Origin of the sequence: Roseiflexus sp. RS-1 (assembly GCF_000016665.1) — a bacterium.
GTDB lineage: Bacteria > Chloroflexota > Chloroflexia > Chloroflexales > Roseiflexaceae > Roseiflexus.
Window position 1 is genome coordinate 648,140 of record NC_009523.1, and the last position, 18,340, is coordinate 666,479.

The following is an 18,340-nucleotide window of genomic DNA, read 5'->3' on the forward strand; positions in this document are numbered from 1 at the left end:
GGGTCAGATTGCTCACGCCTGTTCCGCGCTAAAATCGCTCATCTGCTTGAATTCCTTCAGCATGTTCTCGATAGCGGAGCGGATTTCCGGCGATGGGAACTTGCGGTCGAGGCGATTGTCATAGATCATCTTCCCGACCTCTGGATGCGCCGTGCGCATATAGGTGAACAGTTCCGCCTTGAACCGTCCAATCTGATTGATCGGCACATCATCGAGGTAGCCATTGATACCCGCGAACAGGATCACGACCTGCTCTTCCAGCGGCATCGGCTGGAATTGCGGTTGTTTGAGCACTTCCTGCAACCGCTGACCGCGCTCGATCTGCGCCCGCGTGGTTGCGTCGAGGTCTGACGCGAACTGGGCGAATGCCGCAAGATCGCGGAACTGCGCCATATCGATCTTCAGGCGATCCGACACCGACCGCATCGCGCGGGTCTGTGCCGCACCGCCGACGCGCGACACCGAAATGCCGACGTTCAATGCGGGGCGAATACCGGCGTTGAACAGGTCAGTTTCCAGATAGATCTGACCATCGGTGATCGAAATGACGTTGGTCGGAATGTACGCCGACACGTCATTCGCCTGAGTCTCGATGATCGGCAGCGCTGTCAGGCTGCCGCCGCCATAGTCCTCATTCAGACGCGCAGCGCGCTCCAGCAGGCGCGAATGGAGATAGAACACATCGCCGGGGTACGCCTCGCGTCCCGGCGGTCGGCGCAGCAACAGCGACACCTGGCGGTAGGCGGTTGCGTGTTTGGAGAGGTCGTCGTAGACGATCAGCGCATCGCGCACCTCGCGACCATCGATCATCACGCCATTTTCCATCACCTCTTCGCCCATCGCGCAACCGGCGTATGGCGCGATATACTGGAGCGCCGCCGACTCCGATGCCGTTGCCGCGACGACGATGGTGTAGTCCAGGGCGCCGTACTTCTCGAGGATATTGATGATCTGCGCGACCTGGGCGCGTTTCTGCCCGATTGCCACATAGATGCAGACCATCCCCTGCCCTTTTTGATTGATGATCGTATCGATCGCCACCGCCGTCTTACCGGTCTGCCGGTCGCCAATGATCAACTCACGCTGACCGCGCCCGATCGGGATCATCGAGTCGATCGCAATAATCCCCGTCTGCACCGGTGTATCGACCGACTTGCGCGTGATGACGCCCGGAGCGATCCGTTCGATCGGGCGATAGGTCGTGGTCTGGATCGGTCCTTTGCCATCGATCGGCTGACCAAGGGCATTGACCACGCGCCCGATCAGCGCCTGACCGACCGGCACCGAAATAACGCGCCCGGTCGAATTAACCTGATCACCCTCCTCGATGCCAAGGTAATCACCGAGGATAATTGCCGAAACCGAATCTTTTTCCAGGTTCAGCGCAATGCCGTACACCGGCTCACTCCGACCGGCTTTAGGCGGGAATTCGAGCAATTCAGACGCCATCGCCTGCTCGAGACCGCTGATCCGCGCCACACCGTCACCCACCTGAATAACGGTGCCGACATTGACCATCTTCGGTTGAAGATCGACACCCTCGCGAATACTTCTCAGCAGGCGCTGATACAATTCTTCGGTCGTTGCAACAGCCATCGTCTTTCCCCTTTTGACGCCGCGACGCTTCCCGTTCAGCCCAGAGGCTAACTGGTCATCATATTCCGCTGGATCGCGGCCATACGCGTTCGCAAACTGGTATCGAGCACCTGATCACCAATCCGAATGATCAACCCGCCGATCAACGATTCATCGACACTGAAGCGCAGTTCGAGGTCAGGACCGTACCGCGCTGTCAGTTGAGCGGTGATGCGTTCACGCTGTTGCGGGTTCAACTCGACGGCGCTGATCACCTCGCCGGTCAGCGGACGGGCGCCGCCGCGGCGCGTCATCTGCTCGAAGGCGGTCACCACGGCTGGCAGGCGGTCGAGATTACCCTCCCTGCCCAGCGCCATGACCAGATTTCTTATTTCACGCGGAGCATCTTCCGGGAGCGCCGCCAGCACCCGTTCCGGCGTCAACTCGCCATTGACGCTGGCAGCGGCGCGCAACGCCTGGAGCGCCGTCCCCGTCAACGAGTCGAACAATGCCCGCGCAATAACCTGAGCCTCAGATGCACTCACGACTCTTCCTCACCTCCGCGCCGGGGCGCCCCGGCATCGCGGTTCAATTGTACTTTCCGAGCTCAGCCAGCGACTCTTCGATCAGGCGGTCGTGGTTGGTCTTCAACTCCTCGCCGAGCACCCGTTCGGCAGTGAGAACCACCAGTTCCGCCATGCGATCCTTGAGTTCGCCGAGCATGCGCAATCGTTCCTGTTCCGCCTGCGCGAGCGCGTCACTCTTGATCTTCTCGGCATCGCGGTGCGCCTGCGCGATAATCTCGGCAGCCTGCGCGCGGGCGCGCTCCTGCGCCTGCGCCAGAATAGCCGCCGCTTCCTGGCGCGCCTTCGCCAGTTCAGCATCATAATCGCGCTTCGCGTTCGCCAGTTGCTCCTTCACCTTCTCCGCGTCCTGCAATCCCTCCTGGATCCGGCTCGTCCGCTGATTGAGCATGTTCAGAATCGGGCGGTACAGGAACGTCGTCAGCAACCAGACCACGAAAATGACATTGATGAGTTGCGCGATCAACAACCCCCAGTTAATACCCAGTTTTTCCACGGTCGTTCTCCTGCGTAGCGCCGACGGATACTACACGATTCGGAATGCGATCAACAGCGAGATCACCAGTGCGAAGATGAACAACGCTTCGACCAGCGCAAAGCCGAGGAACATATAGGTGCGCAGGGTTCCTTCAGCTTCAGGGTTGCGGCCCATCGCTTGCAGCGCGCCGCTGAAGATAACGCCGATGCCAACGCCAGGCCCGATGGCGCCAAGGCCCACCGCCAGCGCCGCAGCGATAAGTCGCAGACCTTCATCCGACATGATCTGTTTCCTCCTCAGAGTACAAAGACGTGCGTATGTCTGTTGAAATAATGCCTGCGCATGTCAGGCGCAGCGGTTGACTGCTAATGTGCCGATGTTTCGCTGTGGTGCCCGCCGTGCGCTTCTGTCGCCAGCGACATAAACACAAGCGACAACACCGCAAAAATCAGCGCCTGAATGAATGCAACGAACAGTTCAAAGGCGTAAAACGGCGCGGGCAGCAGATATGGGAACAGAAACGCCATAACAACGAGAATGACCTCGCCAGCGAAGATATTGCCGAAAAGACGGAAGGCGAAAGCGATAATGCGCACAAACTCGGAGATCAACTCGAGAATGCCGACCAACGCCATCATAAAGCCTTCGCGGAAATTGAAGAACTTCGTCAAATACCCGATGCCAAGCGCCTGAAAACCGAAGAACTGAATAAGCGCCACCGACGCCAGCGCCCACGCCAGTGTCATATTCAGATCGGCGGTTGGCGCGCGCAGAAAAGGCACCAGGGTGGTTCCTTTCTCGCATGCCAGGGGCCACGATGCAAAGAAATCCGCTGCGCCAGCTGGCTCTTCAGCCATCGTGACATCGGTGATCGGCGCAACAATCGCCGCTTCCTTAGCAGTTGGCACACACACGCCGATGCTGCCAACGCCCGGAATCAATCCGGTAATATTGGAAACCAGCATAAAGAAGAATGCTGAAGCGCAGAAGGGGAAAAACTTCGCAACATTCTTGCGATCAACGCCCTGAGCAAAGTTGTAGAACGCTTCGACCAGCACTTCCAGCGTATTCTGGAAACCGCGCGGGACGACCTGCATGTTGCGCGTGCCAGCCAGGATGACGATAAAGAAAATGAGTAGAACGATAACGGTCGTGATCAACGAGTTGGTGATGGGAAATCCACTTGCGCACGTTTCGAGGGTTGCGCGCACGCCGCCGAGACAAACGACCGGTTCAGCGGCGACAGAGATGTGCAGTTTGGTCGAGCGAACGCCGATGATATACAGGACGATCCCCAGCACGAGCAGGATGCCAGTGACCGTCAGAATGCGGTTTCGCATAAACGCGCTCTCCCTGTCTCCCTACTTTGAGAACACTTTCACAATAAAATGTACCACATCAGGCATAAAAATTCAACCTGCGAACGAGGTTGAACAGACGCCGCTTGCGCGTGAAGCACCCTGAAGTGACGCGGCGAGTATAGCACAGGTAAAAAGAACGTGCAAACGCGCCACTATCCGAGCAACTCTTGAATATCGCGGATGGCGCGTTTGGCATACACCCAGACCGACCCGATCTTCGCAGGCGTCCCTGATTTATCGAAGACAATCACCAGCATCAGGCGTTGCGCAATATCGAAGCAGTAGAGATCGTAATGACTGCCTTCGTGGACATACAATGCCGATGATTCGGTCTCGCGCAACATCTGGGTGATCTGTCCGGCTGTTGAGAAACTGGTCGAGAGCAGCGGCAGGAGCACCATCGTCGGCAACCCGATCGTCAATCCGGTCTCTGCCAGCACCATGCCGGCCCGGTCGGCGAGGATGATGCACTTGGAGCCGACGTCGCGGTCAAGCGCTTCCATGCGCAACCGTATCGCCCGCTGATCTTCGGGAGTCAGCACCAGTGGTCCATCGCGTCGTCGCGCCGGGCGGTGCGCCGGTTCCGCCGGGCGGGCGGGCGGCGGCTCCGCCGCGCGGGGCGGCTCTGCCTTCTGGCGCGCCGGGCGCGGCGGCTCGGCAGGGGCGGACGGCTCTTCCTTCGGCTGGCGTACCGGGCGCGGGGGCGGTTCTGGTGCGCTCACCGTCGGCGGCTCTTCCGCCTGCGTGACCGTGGTCGCCGCTTCACGCAGTTCGCGGTAGATCAGATCGCGCAGGTCACCGATTGCCATTCCACTGTTGACGATGTGCTGGACGCCGAACCCCGCCACCTGCCGCGCAATCTGCGGGTCCGACCGGCGACTCCAGAGCACCAGACGGGTTGGCGCACCGAAGTTTGGCAGAATCTCCGCCAGATCGATGCCGCTCATTCCCGGAAGTTCCACATTTGCGATGATAACGCCAGGCGGATCATTCCGTACTTCCCACAACGCCTCATTTGCCGTGTCGAGCGTTTGCACCGTAACATCGCCTGAGAACGCGCTCTGCAAGGCGCGCAGTTCGTCACTATCGCCTGGAACAACGATGAGTCGGTACGTCATGAGAGTGCTTCACTTTCCCGCTAAGTCCGGCGGAGGGGGAGCGCAAACGAGAAGGTGCTGCCTTCACCCTCTCGACTGACAACCCACACCGCCCCGCCCAGTGAGGCTATCAACTCGCGCACCAGCGCCAATCCAAGCCCGACGCCGCCACGCTCGCGCGTAAGCGAGTCGCCGACCTGATAAAAACGTTCGAAGATCCGCGTTCGTTCGTGCATCGGGATGCCGATCCCGGTGTCCCTGACATCGGTCACAACCCAGGGTAATGCGCGAAGCGACGCCGAAGGCGTGATGACCGATACTTCGCGCAGCGACTCCAGTTCGTGATACTGCCGTATGCTCACCGTAATCGTGATCCGTCCGTGCTGCGGCGTAAACTTGATCGCATTGGACAACAGATGATTGAGCACCAGCATCACCTTTTCGCGATCAGTCAGGAATGGCGGGAGCGCATCGGGCAGGTTGACCGTGATCGTTTGCCCCGCGAGTTCCGCCGCACTGCGCAGATTCTGCACCGTCTGGTAGATCGTCTCGCCCAGATCGACCAGCGCGAGTTGCGGTTGTGACTCACCAGTATCGATGTAGTGCAGATTGACCATATCATCGACGATCGCTTTGATACGTTGGGCGCTCTCCATTACGCGCTGAAGGTAGTCGCGCTGACTTCCCTCGACCTGATCACGGACCATCATAGTATATCCAAGTACAATCGAGAGTGGAGTGCGCAGTTCGTGCGAGGCGATGGCGATGAACTCGCTTTTGAGGTGATCGAGTTCCTGTCGGCGCTGATACGCTTCATCGAGTTGACGGTAGAGGGTTGCGTTGCGCAACGCGGCGCCAGCCTGGTTGGCGAGCAACATTAACCCCTGTTGGACGCCCGGTCGCAGGGTGGTGGAGTGCTGGTTGCACAGGACAACCACGCCGTTGACTCGCCCTTGAGCGCGCAGCGGCACGGCGAGCGCTGCGTGCAGTGTCTGATCAGGCTGTGTTCCGTAGCACGCAGTCTCTTCATAGCGTGTTTGCTGGAGGGTGAATGCGCGCTCAGCCAGCGCGCGTCCCTCGTCGGTCAGGTGCGCCGTCTCTGGTGTTGTTGCTGCAAGATGCAACATTGCAGGTTCATCCCCCAGCAGCAGGAACCCGGTCTGAAACCCGCTCCGTTCGATCATGGCATCGAGGACGGTATGGACCAGTTCCGACAGTTCTAGCGTGGCGCTGAGCGCTTCGCTGACCGCGAGCAGTTGTTCGAGCGTCCGCAATCGCAGGTTGTCCTGCTGCATCGCGCGTTTGTGCAATGCCTGATCGACCGCCAGGCGCAGTTGCTCGAGTTCGAACGGTTTTGCGAGAAAATCCGCCACGCCGCGCCGCACCGATTGGTGGAGATTTTCAAGCGACGCATACCCGGTCATGATGATAATGGCAATCTCCGGGTCTTTTTCGCGCGCGATTCGCGCCAGATCGAGACCACTCATCGCCGGCATTTTGATATCGGTCAGCAGCAGATCGAAGTGCTGCCCATTGTTGAGCGCCTCAATGGCGACAAGCGGATCGTTGGTGGCAAGCACGTCGTAGCCGGCGCGTTGCAGGGTGCGCGAGCATACATCGCACATATGCTGTTCATCATCGACGATCAGCAAACGTGGCGGTGAGGCGCCGGCTGGCGTTTTGGAAACCGCAGTACCGATTGCCTGACTCATAACCGTGCAGCAGCGTCTTTCAATTCAGCGCCTCGACGGCAATGGCCGCCGCTGTCACCATCGACCCGTCTTCAAGTGCAATATCGGCAGCCGGAGTGCGCACACGTGAGGGTAACCGCTGCGGTGCGGACGAAATCGTGCGCACCTGCCCCAGGGCGCCCAGATAGGGTTGATGCAGGATGCGAACGAGTGCGCCGGGACGAACTGCCGGGCGCGGCGCTTCGATCGACAGCCCGGCGGTGCGGGTTGAAAGTGGAATAACAACCCGTGGCCGCTGTGCTCCATTCCACAACTGCGTCGATCCTTCAACCAGCGCCTCTTTGCCATCGTGTGATGCAAGCAGTTCAAACAATGGTTGCGACATCGGACGGTTGCCGAACCCTTCCGTAACGATCACGACCAGATCGCCAGGCGGCGGCGGGGTTGCCGGAACCTGCCAGTTGGGTGGAATGATCTCCCACGCGGCGTATCCCGCCGCGCCGAGAAATGCGCGCAGTTCTGCTTCGTCAATGCTGCCGACGATGATGCCGCGCACCTGTTGCTGCACTGCCCGCTGGAGCGCAGCGGCGCTGATCCCGCTGCCACCAATAACGACCGCGTATGCGCTTCGTGGATTGATCATCTCCTCGGTGATCGGCTCGGCAGGATCGGTCACCAGCAACCGCAATACGCCATACTGACTTGCGCCGATGCCGAAGATGCCATAAACCTGTGCGGCAGGCGTCTCGATCCGCACGCCTTCGTATGGGATAACCTCCATCACCACACCGCGAACCGTGGCCAACAATTCGTATCGCGTCGGTTCCGGCGCAATGGTGATATAACCCGTTGTTTCATCGACGCCGGCAAGCACGCCATTGACCGGTGCGAGAAAGACCCTCCCACCAAATCGGGTGGAACGGGCAAGCGGAACACCCTGCGCGACCTGTGCGCCAATCTCGTGGAGGAGTGTACGTTTGACGCGCGATGGCGGGATCATCAACGCGCGCGCCAGGTTCACAATCTGCGGCGCCGCAGGAACGAACGCCTGTGCAACCACGTCGTCCGGTTCGACGCGCTGCCCGACTCGAACAACAACTTCTCCGGGATGCGGCAACCGGCGCTCGATGCGCGCCAGAGCGCCGGGGATGAGTGGCGACGCGCCTGAAGGAACATACAACGACATACCGCCCCCACGCGCTGACCTGAAAAGTATAGCCAAATTATAGCACACCCTGTGTGTCGTATGAGACCTCCTGCAACTCTTGAACGTTTTCGACCGTCTGAGCAGTAGATGGCGCAGAAAGAAGCACAACGCTCATCAGCAACGTTTGGGGGAACATCATGGACATCTCAACCTCACGATTGATGCGCAGTCGTCACGACGCGATGATTGCTGGCGTGGCAGGCGGGATTGCAAAGTATCTGGGGGTCGATTCGACCATTGTGCGTCTGGTTTTTGTTGCGCTGATCTTTACTGGTGTGGGGGTGCTGCTCTACCCGGCGCTCTGGATCATTATGCCGCTCGAAGCGCCGCAGAACCGGGCGCAGGGCGATCAGCGCCAGGTGTTCGTGAGCGGCGGGGCGGTTCGCTCCGATCCAATGACCGGCGCCGCTGCCAGTTCCGAGTCGGAGGTGCCGATCAATAACCTGAATGAGCGCGGACCGGCGCAATCGTCGCCACACGTGCAGCGTAACCGGCAATTGGGCATTATTCTCATCGGTGTCGGCGTGTTGGTGCTGTTGAGCATTGTGCTTGGTCCGGCATTTGGCAAACTGCTGTTTCCGCTTGCGCTGATCGTCGCTGGTGCGATCATACTGATGCGCAGTCGGCAGTGATAGGGTCATGCGCACAGGTGGACGATAGCGGCGCGGGTGCGCGCCGTTCCCTCACTCACACTGCTTTCTTCGTTCCTGTACCCCTGGAGTCTCCGCCACGACCTAAAGATCCAGGATACGCGCGCCAAAGAGTTTGCGCCGGGCAGGCAGGGTCTTGATCCCCACCCCGATGGTGCACGTGGCAATGGCGTATTTGACCAGGCTGTCGCCGACAATGACGGAGGCGATGAGGTCGTTGGTCCAGACGCCGTAGAATGCGAGCAGGGTAAAGAGGGTTGTGTCAAGCGGAACCGAAAGGGCGTTGCTCGAAAGGACGCGGACGATCCAGACCCGGTGGCGCAGGGCGTGATACACCTCGGTATCGGTCAATTCCGAGAGAACAAGCGCAAGTGCGGAAGCGACAATGATGCGGAATGGCATCATTGCCGCCGCAGCAGCAACAATGTTGACACCCATTGCCGCCAGAATGGTCGCATAGACGACCATTTTGTCGTAGCGCTGGTGGATCATGTCGCGCAGGGTGAAGATCGCCCCAAAAAACAGGGTGCCCAGCGCAAATTGCAGGAACCCGACGGTCAGAATCGTCTCGGCGGTCAGATTCGCCGCCAGAATTGCCAGGATGTAGAGAACGATGGCGATCATAGGCGTTCTGTGATGGCTTTATCGTCGCCATTATACACGAGCGCCGACGCGCTCCCTGGTCGGCGGCGACAGTGTGACCGGGTGTCTTGACAATATATCTCTGTTCATGTATACTCCGCTTAATCGTTTCACCGCTTAATCGTTTCACCATGCAGGCGACGATCAAACAGGTTGCGCAGCGGGCTGGCGTATCGGTTGCCACTGTGTCGTATGTGCTCAACGGCACCGGTGTGGTGACGGACGAAACACGCCAGCGGGTGCTCGATGCCGTCGCTGAACTCAACTATCAACCGCAGCACGCAGCGCGTAGCATGCGTGGTCGAAGTCGCACGCTCGGCGTGACGCTGTCTGCGCTGCCAGGGCGTCTGGCGGAACCGGCGCTGACCGAGGTGTTAGCCGGTGTGGCGGACGCCGCCGCTCTGCGTGGCTACTTTTTGCTGCTGGCAACGGCTGGCGCGGATCAGGATGAGACGGAATTGTGCCTGAGCCTGGCGCGCACCAGACGGGTTGATGGGCTGGTGTTGTTTGACATGCTGGTGGATGATCCGCGTGCGCAGGCGCTCGCCGGGGCAGGTATTCCGCATGTGTGCGCCGGTCCGCCTCCGGCAGGCATTGATAGCCCCTCAGTTGCCATCGATATGCACACCGCAGCCGTTGATGCCGTGCGCCATCTGCTCGGTCTGGGGCATCGGCGGATCGGCTTGATCCAGCCCCCTTCGGAACTGGCGGTGAGTGAGCCGATTGTCGAAGGGTATCGGCAGGCGTTGACCGAAGCAGGTCTGCCGTTCGACCCGACGCTGGTTGTCGAATCGGGGCGCGCGGAGGAAGATGGCTACCAGGCAATGACTGAGTTGCTCGCATCTCCCAAACCGCCAACCGCTGTGCTGGCGGGAAGCGACGAACTGGCGTTTGGCGCTATGCATGCGCTCAACGACGCTGGTCTGATCGTTGGGCGCGATGTGTCGCTGGTCGGGTTTGATGATCTTCCACAGGCGGCGCATGTGAATCCGCCGCTGACGACGCTGCGCCAGCCGCGGCGTGTGCAGGGTCAACAACTGGCAATGCTGCTCGATGATGTGATTTTGAAACGCAATACCAGTTTGCGCACGGTAACGTTGAGCGCGCGCCTGATCGTTCGCAGGTCGAGCGGCCCGGCGCCTGTATCGTAGATGATAACAGGCAAGTGGAGACGCTGAAGAGTCAAGCAAAGGAGTACACGCGCATGGCATCCATTAAGTTCGACCACGTCTGGAAGCGCTTCGGTGATTTCGCCGCCCTCAAAGACCTCACCCTCGATATTGCCGACCAGGAGTTTCTGGTGCTGGTGGGACCATCGGGATGCGGCAAGACAACCGCGCTGCGTTGCCTTGCGGGGCTGGAAGAGGTGACGGACGGCAACATTATGATCGGTGATCGGGTGGTCAATGATGTGCCGCCCAAGGATCGCGACATTGCGATGGTGTTCCAGAGTTATGCGCTCTATCCGCATATGAGCGTGTACGATAATATGGCGTTTGGCTTGAAATTGCGCAAAACGCCGAAAGCCGAGATTGATCGGCGCGTCAAAGAAGCGGCGGAGATGCTCCATATCGGGCACCTCCTTGATCGGAAGCCAAAAGCTCTGTCTGGCGGTCAGCGTCAACGTGTCGCGCTCGGTCGCGCAATCGTGCGCCATCCGTCGGTCTTCCTCATGGACGAGCCGCTCTCGAACCTGGATGCCAAACTGCGAGTGCAGACACGCGCCGAGATCTCGAAATTGCATCAGCGCCTGAAAACGACCTTCATCTACGTGACGCACGATCAGACCGAGGCGATGACCATGGGAACGCGCATCGCCGTGATGCGCGATGGCGTCTTGCAGCAACTCGATACGCCGCAGAACCTGTACGACCATCCGGCGAATATGTTTGTCGCCGGGTTCATCGGCTCGCCAGCGATGAACTTCTTCGAGGCGACGCTGGTGCGCGGCGATGGGCAGGTGCTGGTGGATTTCGGTCCGTTCCAGTTGCCGGTGCCGCCATCGCGGGTCGATGCGATTGCCGATCATATTGGGATGCCGATCTTCTTCGGCATTCGCCCGGAGGACATCCACGATGCGCACTATGTACCGCGCGGCGTCGATGAGACTGCTCGCCTGATGACGACGGTCAACGTCGTCGAACCACTGGGATCGGAAGTCTACGTCTATGTAGAAAACGGCGGCAAGGAGATGGTTGGTCGTCTCGATCCGCGTACCAAAGCGCGTACCGGGGAGACGTTCGAGGTGGTCATCGATATGACCAAGATGCACATCTTCGACCGCGATACCGAAAAGGCGCTGATCTGAGATGCACTATTCGCCGCACGACCTGAGTGTGCTGGCGCACCTCGATTTCTGCTATCTGACGACCAGCGGGCGTGTATCGGGCAAGCCGCATACGATTGAAATCTGGTTTGCGCTGCACAACCATACAGTCTACCTGCTTGCAGGCAACCATGCGTCCGATTGGGTGAAAAATGCGCGTCGCACTCCGACAGTGTCGCTTGCCATCGGCGACGCGACGTTTGTTGGCACGGCGCGCATTGTGGATCAGGAAGCGGAAGATGCGCTGGCGCGTCGCCTGATCCTCGCCAAGTATCAGCCCGGCTACGGCGAGGATCTCTCCGATTGGGGGCGCACTGCTCTCCCGGTGGCGGTCGATCTGCACGTGTCCTGACGGATCGCATTGGGGTTGGTGGAGCGTCAGCGTGACAGGCAGGCGTTGTTCCCATTCAGGAAAGCAGGTGCGCCAGGACGCGGAAAGGGGCGCAGCGAACCTGCGCCCCTGTAGAACTGTTCGTCTAACAATCGGGCGTCCAGAACGCTTCCGGTGCAGCACAGCGTTGCAGATCGCGCGGCGTCTGCTCCGGTCCCGGATTGCCCGCCGCACCGCCGAGGTTCGTCGGTCCGCCAAGCGTCTGGATCGGCGCTGCCGGGGATGCAGCGCTTCCGGGCGTCCCGCCGCGATTCGCCGCGTCGAATGTCACGATGACCAGGCGACCGCTTTCGACACCCTGCACGCTCACCCGGTAGCGCCCGGCTGCCAGGACGACCCCCAGATCGACATCCACGCTGAACGCGCCACTGGAATCAACGTTCAGACTCGCCATACCAAGGACATCACCATCGGGGAAGGTCATCCAGACGCCGATCGGTTCGTCAGGCGCATACCCGGACCCCTCGACTCGCACGACATCGGTTGCGCCGGATCGGTCAACGAAGGTCACAGCGACGCGCGCCGCTCCTTCGGTTGTGAGTGCGCTAAACGCTGAATTCCCCACATTCGACTCAACAACTGCCGGCACAGGTCCGGCGGGATTATTCACAGGCGCCGGTTGGAAACTCCCCGGCGTCACGTCGAAACTGGCAATCTGGAGTCGCCCGCTGGAAACTCCTTTGGCGGTAATACTGTAGCGACCGATCGGTAACCGCTCGTCCAGGTCGATCACAACGAAGAAATCGCCATTGCCATCGGCGACCTGCGTCGGCAGGCTGCGCACTGCATTGTTCGGCAGCGTCATCCACAAACCGACGTATTCGCCGGGAGAGAAGAGCGCCCCGGTGATTGCAATGCCGCCGTTCTGTCGGGTTGATGGTTGCGCCGGGTAGGCGACGCGCAGTTGCGCCCATCCGCTCGGCGTCGATGATCGCGCCCGCAGTTCGAACGGCGCAAAGACCTGATACCCGCTCAGCGTGCCCAGCGCCGTAAACGTATATTTGCCGGTCTGATGCACATTGGTGAAAATGAATGACGACTGGAAGTTGCCAATGTCGCTGGCGACCTGTTGCGGATAGTCGAGCACAGTGCCGTCTGGTTGGGTGATCCAGATCGAGATCACCTCGTTGGGGAAGAAGTTGGCGCCGTGGATGTTGATCAGGTCATCATGGAAGGCGAATGCGTTGAATGTACCGTTGTTCCACACTGCCAGACGCGCCGGACTGGGCGGGGGCGGCGGACCGGTGCGCGGAGTCACCACCAGGTACCCGACTGCCGTCTGGCGGCTGCCCTGCCCGACCGCAGTCAGTTTGTAGCACCCATAGGGCCATTTATTTGTCACCGGAAACTCGAAATAGAGATCGCCCGCCACATCGGCGCGGTAGGGCGGCAACGCAAAGTGCGGCGGCAGATCGACGACGCCATCGAGGAAGAAGGTATCGTTCGGGCTGAAGATGCGACCGTCGGGGAACTGGAAACTGATGGTCACTCCTTCCTGATCGAGGAATCCATGCAGTTCCGATCCAAAGATACTGTTCTGAAATGTCGCTGGCGCCGATTGACCGGTGAGCGCGCATGGCGCCGTCGTCGGACCGCGCACGATGTACACCGCAGCAGCGCTGGCGCGATAGGCGAAGATGACCGTGCCCACTCCGATGAGGAGCATAACGAAAACGATCCCCCGATAGAAGATACCCCGTGGTTTCATAAGCGATCTCCGTCCTGGTTGCAAGCAATATCCAACGTTCCTGCATCGCTCGCTCTGAATCTTCGGCATGGCGTACCGTCGATCCGCGACGAGCGGATTGTCCTCTGGCACGCGGTTCCTGGTTCCTGGTTCCTGGTTCTCAGTTCTCAGTTCTTGGTTCTCTTCAAGCCTAAAGAAGGCGCGCAATACTACCTAGCGGTGTATATGACAGCCGGATGACAGGTTCATCACAAACTGGTTGTGCTCGCCTGATACGATGCACAATCGCAGCATATGTGCACCTGGCAGTAGAAGCATGTTTGGTTGCATTGCACGCTTTTCAAGCGTATGGCGACGTGCTACAATGCGAAGCAGGCACGTGGCGCGGTGTTTCTTGTACAGCGCGAGCGCTCGCGCCACCGGTTTGACCATGCAGAAAGGGTTTTCATGATGCATTCTTTCCGCCTCTCCGCACTGGTGGCGCTGGTCGCTCTCGTTCTGTCCGGATGCAGCGTTTCACTTGGCACACCACCGACCGCCACTCCCGAACCTCGCCCGACCGCCACGCCCCGCCCGACCGCCACACCCCGCCCGACTGCCACACCGCTCCCGACCGCAGCGCCAACTGCGCAACCGCAACCGACGATCATGCCCACGAGTCCGTCAGGTGGAACGGGGACAGGCTCAGGAATGCTGATCCCGGTTGTTATTGATCGCCTGGAAACATTCAGCCATCCGCAGCGATTGTTCAGCATCGACGTGCCGGTCGGCTGGAGTTTGCAGGAAAACGCGAATGCGAACACGCTGGTCTATATCTGGACCGATGCTGCTGAAAACGGGCTGATCATCCTGAGCATCACCGAGTCGCAGGAAGCGTTGACGCAGGACGATCTGGTGGAGCGTGCGACTTCATTCGTCAACATCTTCAAGGACGAGAAGGATTTCTCGATGGACCCGCCGGAAAAACTGCGCAGCGGCGGCGTGCAGATCATCTGGAGTTACACTGCGCAGGCGAGCGGCGGGGTCGATGCGCCATTGCTGGCGAATACATTCGTCTACCGGGATGTCGATAAAGTGTCGCTCCTGACGTTCGGCATTCCGAGAGAACAGTTCGACGAACTCAAATCCCCGCTCGATGCCATCCTGCAATCGTATGTGATCGATCCCGCCGTTCCTCTCTCGGGTGATTCGTCCGTCACGCGCTTTGCGTTCGATTTTATCGACGATGACAACGCCTGGGTGACCGACTCCTCGGCGAGTCTCCAGGCAGTGATCGAAGAGGGGGTCTATCGCATTACGCTCAGCGATTCCGATCTGTACTACCTGACGGCGCCGGACGTCAGCCCGGCAAACGACCTGGAGGTGAGTGCGGATGTGCTGATCAACGGCAATTCGCGCGCTGGCGTCGCGGTGCGTTACAGCCCAGGCAGTCGAGGCAATGCTAAGAACTACTACGCCTGCTGGATCGATGGGCGTGACCGGTACGGCTGTTTCGTCTCGGTCGATGACCGCTGGACGACGCTGCGCGAGCCGATCAGCAATGCCGCCATCAAGCCGGGAAGGGTCAACCGGGTATCGCTGAGAGCAGAGGGGAACAGGATTAGCTTCAGTGTGAATGGCGTTCAATTGCAGACCTTTACCGATACCCGCGTCGCTGCCGGACAGGCGGCGCTCTATCTGGAAAACTTTGACACCCAGGCAGGCGCGGATTTTGACAACGTGGTTGTCACGCTGTTGAAATAAGATTGTGCGACACGTCATCGTTCGCGGCCTGAAAGCGCGCGGTTGCCGTATCGCGCGCTTTCATTTATAATACGCTGCGTCAGACGCGCCTGTAAGCGCAAGGCTCCCAGGAGAACGATATGAGCCAGCTGGGCGAGCGCCTGCGCGCGGCTCGCGAAAGTCAGGGCATCAGCCTGGCGCAGGCTGCTGCCGAAACGCGCATCCTGCAGCGGTATCTTGTTGCGCTTGAAGATGGCGATTACCAGAATCTTCCCGGTGATGTGTACACACGCGGCTTTATTCGGAACTATGCCGCGTTTCTCGGTCTCTCGGCGGACGAGTTGATCGAACTGTACCGCTATGAGCGCGGGCGTACCGATCCGATCCGGGTTGTTCCGGCGACATCCAATCCCCGCGTGCATGGATGTGTTGCTCCGAGCCTGATCGGTGTCTTCTTCGTAGTGCTGGCGATGGTCGGCGTGACATACCTGGTGTTGAGCGCGACCAACCGGATCGGCGAGAATGCGCAACTCGCGACGATCCCAACGGCAACCATCCCACCTGCGCCAAGTCCATTGCCGACCGTACCGCGCGAAGCGACGACCGCGCCATTGCTGCCGGAGACGGCGACGCCTGCCGTAGCTGGCGTTGAAGTTGCGCCGTCTCCAACGCCCACCCGTGAGCCAGAAGCGCCGATCGTGCTCGAAGTGCGGATCGATCCGGGCGATAATCCTGGATCGTGGCTTGAGATTAAAACCGATGGGGAATCGGTTTTTCGCCGGGTGCTGGCGCCAGGACGTTCGGTGCGCTTTACCGCTCGCCGGTCGGTATCGGTGCGCGCCGGAAATGCCGCGGTTGTGACGGTTGTGATCAATGATCAGGAACGCCGCCTCGGAACGAGACCCGGTGAAGTGGTAACGTTCGAGTGGCCGCCGTAAGCGGGAGGATATGCTATGCCTGCTGAAAGCACATTCGATATCGTCTCAGATTTTGATCGTCAGGAACTGATCAATGCGGTCGATCAGGCGCGGCGCGAAGTGGCGACGCGCTATGATTTGAAAGATACGAAAACTGAGATCGTGCTAAGCGAGAAGGAATTGACGATTACGACCGAATCGGAAATGCACCTGACCGCAGTGCGCGATCTCATTCAGACGAGGGCGCTGCGGCGCAATCTTTCGATCAAGATTTTTAAGTTCGGTCCGATCCAGGAAGTCAGCGGCGGTCGTGTACGTCAGGTTGCGCTGTTACAGCGCGGTATTCCTGAAGATGTGGCGAAAAAACTGGCGAAACTCATTCGCGATCATTTTCCAAAAGTGCAACCGCGCATTCAGGGCGATGTACTGCGGGTCGGGAGCAAAAGCCGCGATGAGTTGCAGGCAGTCATTCGTCTGGTCAAAGAACATCAGGATGAGTTCGCTATTCCGCTCCAATTTACCAATTATCGCTAAGAGATGAAGTTTCATATTATTACCCTTGGGTGTCCGAAAAATCAGGTTGATAGCGAGGGCATGAGCAGCATTCTGGCGGCACAGGGGCATACGCCGGTCGCACATGCCGACGATGCCGATGTGGTCGTCGTGAATACCTGTTCCTTCATCGCTGCGGCGCGGGAAGAGACCCTCGACGTGCTGCGTGAAGTCGCTGCCCGCAAAACGCCTGGTCAATACCTGGTCGCAGCCGGTTGTATGGCAGAAAGCCACAGCGCGCTTGTTGCGGCAGCGCCCGGGGTCGATGCGCTGCTCAGCACCCGCGAGTGGATGCGCATCGGGGACGTGGTCGACACCCTTCAGCGTGAACCGGCGGTCGCTGCATCCTCGGCAGCGCGCGAGATCATTCCTCTCTCCAGCGCTCCCGCCTCGTCCGACGATCTGCGCGTCCCTGGCGCATACGCCGACTGGCGTACCGCGCCGATCCGTCGGCGCATTACCGGTCCCTCGGCGTATCTGAAGATTTCCGATGGGTGCAATCTTCGCTGTGCGTTCTGCACCATTCCGTCGTTCAAAGGCGATATGCGCTCCAAAGCGGTAGGGGCGATCCTTGGCGAAGCGCAGGAACTGGCAGACGCCGGGGTGAAAGAGATCGTGCTGGTGGCGCAGCACCTGACCGACTACGGGCGCGATCTGGGGTTGAAGGACGGTCTGGCGCTGTTGCTCGACGAACTCTGTGCGGTGTTGCCGAAGGATAGATGGGTGCGCCTGATGTACGCCTACCCCCACGGCATCAGCGAGCGCCTGATTGCCACGATGGCGCGCCATCCGCAGATCTGCCATTACCTGGATATGCCGTTGCAGCATGCCCATCCCGAAACGCTGCGCCGGATGCACCGCCCGCCCGACAGTGATCGCACCAGACGCCTGATTGCCGACCTGCGCGCGGCGATGCCCGATATTGCGCTGCGCTCGACATTCATCATCGGCTTTCCAGGGGAGACCAGTGCCGAATTTCGGGCGTTGACGGCGTTTCTCGAAGAAGTGCAGTTCGACCGGGTAGGGGTCTTTCGCTATTCACGCGAGCCAGGCACGCCAGCAGCAGCGTTGCCGGATCAGATACCACAGCGAGTCATTGAGCGCCGCTGGCATACGATCATGCGCTTACAGCAGGGTATTTCGCGCCAGCGCAACCGTCGCTGGGTCGGGCGTGTCATTCGGGTGCTGGTGGAGGGACAGGGACAGACCGACGACGGGCGCCTGCTGAGCGTCGGACGCTCTTTCCGCGATGCTCCCGAAGTCGATGGACAGGTGTTGTTCTGGGGAACCGCCGCCACTGGCACATTCGTTGATGTGCGGGTGACGCAGGCACTCGACTATGACCTGTGGGGTGAGATGGTCGAAGCGCCTGCGGACGATGCGAGGAGTGAAAACGGGACGTAGCGTGCCCGGTGTTATGTGCGCTACTCCCGTTTTAATGTTCACACTCCTCGTCTTCT

At 59.8% G+C, this 18,340-nt stretch carries 18 protein-coding genes; 8 read left to right on the plus strand and 10 right to left on the minus strand.

Annotated elements, in window-relative coordinates:
- Positions 1-12 precede the first annotated feature (12 nt).
- The 8 genes from atpA to ROSERS_RS02665 all read right to left on the minus strand — a co-directional run bounded on the left by atpA (position 13) and on the right by ROSERS_RS02665 (position 7,972).
- Complete coding sequence (gene atpA, locus ROSERS_RS02625) at positions 13-1,596, minus strand: F0F1 ATP synthase subunit alpha (protein ID WP_011955295.1); 1,584 nt, start codon at positions 1,594-1,596, stop codon at positions 13-15.
- Between the two features lie 47 nt (positions 1,597-1,643).
- Positions 1,644-2,120, minus strand: a complete 477-nt coding sequence (gene atpH, locus ROSERS_RS02630) for an ATP synthase F1 subunit delta (RefSeq protein WP_011955296.1) — start codon at positions 2,118-2,120, stop codon at positions 1,644-1,646.
- 43 nt (positions 2,121-2,163) lie between these two features.
- Complete coding sequence (locus ROSERS_RS02635) at positions 2,164-2,655, minus strand: F0F1 ATP synthase subunit B (protein ID WP_011955297.1); 492 nt, start codon at positions 2,653-2,655, stop codon at positions 2,164-2,166.
- Between the two features lie 30 nt (positions 2,656-2,685).
- The gene (gene atpE, locus ROSERS_RS02640) at positions 2,686-2,919 is read right to left on the minus strand and encodes a F0F1 ATP synthase subunit C (protein ID WP_011955298.1); all 234 of its coding nucleotides are present in this window, start codon (positions 2,917-2,919) and stop codon (positions 2,686-2,688) included.
- 83 nt (positions 2,920-3,002) lie between these two features.
- Entirely contained in the window at positions 3,003-3,977 is a 975-nt protein-coding gene (gene atpB, locus ROSERS_RS02645) for a F0F1 ATP synthase subunit A (RefSeq protein ID WP_011955299.1), read from the minus strand.
- A gap of 173 nt (positions 3,978-4,150) precedes the next feature.
- Positions 4,151-5,116, minus strand: a complete 966-nt coding sequence (locus tag ROSERS_RS23900) for a response regulator (RefSeq protein WP_011955300.1) — start codon at positions 5,114-5,116, stop codon at positions 4,151-4,153.
- Positions 5,117-5,136: 20 nt separating this feature from the next.
- A complete protein-coding gene (locus ROSERS_RS02660) occupies positions 5,137-6,807 on the minus strand; it encodes a sensor histidine kinase (protein WP_011955301.1) in 1,671 nt (556 codons plus the stop codon).
- A 19-nt stretch (positions 6,808-6,826) separates the two neighbouring features.
- Positions 6,827-7,972: a hypothetical protein gene (locus ROSERS_RS02665; RefSeq protein ID WP_011955302.1), complete on the minus strand. Its 1,146-nt coding sequence runs from the start codon at positions 7,970-7,972 to the stop codon at positions 6,827-6,829.
- A gap of 158 nt (positions 7,973-8,130) precedes the next feature.
- Here ROSERS_RS02665 and ROSERS_RS02670 point away from each other — a divergent pair, with 158 nt between their 5' ends.
- On the plus strand, positions 8,131-8,625 hold the full coding sequence (locus tag ROSERS_RS02670) for a PspC domain-containing protein (RefSeq protein ID WP_011955303.1): 495 nt from the start codon (positions 8,131-8,133) through the stop codon (positions 8,623-8,625).
- A gap of 102 nt (positions 8,626-8,727) precedes the next feature.
- Here the strand turns inward: ROSERS_RS02670 and ROSERS_RS02675 are convergent, their stop codons facing one another.
- A complete protein-coding gene (locus tag ROSERS_RS02675; protein ID WP_011955304.1) occupies positions 8,728-9,267 on the minus strand; it encodes a VUT family protein in 540 nt (179 codons plus the stop codon).
- A 149-nt stretch (positions 9,268-9,416) separates the two neighbouring features.
- On the opposite strand from ROSERS_RS02675, the gene ROSERS_RS02680 reads away from it, so the two are divergent.
- Genes ROSERS_RS02680 through ROSERS_RS02690 form a run of 3 tightly spaced genes read left to right on the plus strand, consistent with a single transcriptional unit; the run spans position 9,417 to position 11,963 of the window.
- Positions 9,417-10,436 carry a LacI family DNA-binding transcriptional regulator gene (locus tag ROSERS_RS02680; protein ID WP_011955305.1) on the plus strand — a complete coding sequence of 340 codons (1,020 nt, stop codon included), beginning with the start codon at positions 9,417-9,419 and terminating at the stop codon, positions 10,434-10,436.
- 53 nt (positions 10,437-10,489) lie between these two features.
- Positions 10,490-11,593, plus strand: a complete 1,104-nt coding sequence (locus ROSERS_RS02685; protein WP_011955306.1) for an ABC transporter ATP-binding protein — start codon at positions 10,490-10,492, stop codon at positions 11,591-11,593.
- A gap of 1 nt (position 11,594) precedes the next feature.
- Entirely contained in the window at positions 11,595-11,963 is a 369-nt protein-coding gene (locus ROSERS_RS02690) for a nitroreductase family deazaflavin-dependent oxidoreductase (protein WP_011955307.1), read from the plus strand.
- 124 nt (positions 11,964-12,087) lie between these two features.
- Here ROSERS_RS02690 and ROSERS_RS02695 read toward each other — a convergent pair whose 3' ends face one another.
- Entirely contained in the window at positions 12,088-13,710 is a 1,623-nt protein-coding gene (locus ROSERS_RS02695; protein ID WP_011955308.1) for a hypothetical protein, read from the minus strand.
- Positions 13,711-14,136: 426 nt separating this feature from the next.
- On the opposite strand from ROSERS_RS02695, the gene ROSERS_RS02705 reads away from it, so the two are divergent.
- The 4 genes from ROSERS_RS02705 to rimO all read left to right on the plus strand — a co-directional run bounded on the left by ROSERS_RS02705 (position 14,137) and on the right by rimO (position 18,284).
- Positions 14,137-15,432 (plus strand): family 16 glycoside hydrolase, encoded by a 1,296-nt coding sequence (locus ROSERS_RS02705; protein ID WP_011955309.1) that lies wholly within the window; start codon positions 14,137-14,139, stop codon positions 15,430-15,432.
- 119 nt (positions 15,433-15,551) lie between these two features.
- Positions 15,552-16,349 carry a helix-turn-helix domain-containing protein gene (locus ROSERS_RS02710; RefSeq protein ID WP_011955310.1) on the plus strand — a complete coding sequence of 266 codons (798 nt, stop codon included), beginning with the start codon at positions 15,552-15,554 and terminating at the stop codon, positions 16,347-16,349.
- Between the two features lie 15 nt (positions 16,350-16,364).
- Entirely contained in the window at positions 16,365-16,862 is a 498-nt protein-coding gene (locus tag ROSERS_RS02715) for a YajQ family cyclic di-GMP-binding protein (RefSeq protein WP_011955311.1), read from the plus strand.
- A 3-nt stretch (positions 16,863-16,865) separates the two neighbouring features.
- Positions 16,866-18,284: a 30S ribosomal protein S12 methylthiotransferase RimO gene (rimO, locus tag ROSERS_RS02720; protein ID WP_011955312.1), complete on the plus strand. Its 1,419-nt coding sequence runs from the start codon at positions 16,866-16,868 to the stop codon at positions 18,282-18,284.
- Positions 18,285-18,340 lie beyond the last annotated feature (56 nt).

Coding starts and splice junctions, on each gene's coding strand:
- ROSERS_RS02675 (WP_011955304.1), bottom strand. CDS start 9,267: ATGATCGCCATCGTTCTCTACATCCTGGCAATTCTGGCGGCGAATCTG.
- atpE (WP_011955298.1), bottom strand. CDS start 2,919: ATGTCGGATGAAGGTCTGCGACTTATCGCTGCGGCGCTGGCGGTGGGC.
- ROSERS_RS02695 (WP_011955308.1), bottom strand. CDS start 13,710: ATGAAACCACGGGGTATCTTCTATCGGGGGATCGTTTTCGTTATGCTC.
- ROSERS_RS23900 (WP_011955300.1), bottom strand. CDS start 5,116: ATGACGTACCGACTCATCGTTGTTCCAGGCGATAGTGACGAACTGCGC.
- ROSERS_RS02710 (WP_011955310.1), top strand. CDS start 15,552: ATGAGCCAGCTGGGCGAGCGCCTGCGCGCGGCTCGCGAAAGTCAGGGC.
- ROSERS_RS02705 (WP_011955309.1), top strand. CDS start 14,137: ATGATGCATTCTTTCCGCCTCTCCGCACTGGTGGCGCTGGTCGCTCTC.
- ROSERS_RS02715 (WP_011955311.1), top strand. CDS start 16,365: ATGCCTGCTGAAAGCACATTCGATATCGTCTCAGATTTTGATCGTCAG.
- atpA (WP_011955295.1), bottom strand. CDS start 1,596: ATGGCTGTTGCAACGACCGAAGAATTGTATCAGCGCCTGCTGAGAAGT.
- rimO (WP_011955312.1), top strand. CDS start 16,866: ATGAAGTTTCATATTATTACCCTTGGGTGTCCGAAAAATCAGGTTGAT.
- ROSERS_RS02685 (WP_011955306.1), top strand. CDS start 10,490: ATGGCATCCATTAAGTTCGACCACGTCTGGAAGCGCTTCGGTGATTTC.
- atpB (WP_011955299.1), bottom strand. CDS start 3,977: ATGCGAAACCGCATTCTGACGGTCACTGGCATCCTGCTCGTGCTGGGG.
- ROSERS_RS02665 (WP_011955302.1), bottom strand. CDS start 7,972: ATGTCGTTGTATGTTCCTTCAGGCGCGTCGCCACTCATCCCCGGCGCT.
- ROSERS_RS02680 (WP_011955305.1), top strand. CDS start 9,417: ATGCAGGCGACGATCAAACAGGTTGCGCAGCGGGCTGGCGTATCGGTT.
- ROSERS_RS02670 (WP_011955303.1), top strand. CDS start 8,131: ATGGACATCTCAACCTCACGATTGATGCGCAGTCGTCACGACGCGATG.
- ROSERS_RS02690 (WP_011955307.1), top strand. CDS start 11,595: ATGCACTATTCGCCGCACGACCTGAGTGTGCTGGCGCACCTCGATTTC.
- ROSERS_RS02660 (WP_011955301.1), bottom strand. CDS start 6,807: ATGAGTCAGGCAATCGGTACTGCGGTTTCCAAAACGCCAGCCGGCGCC.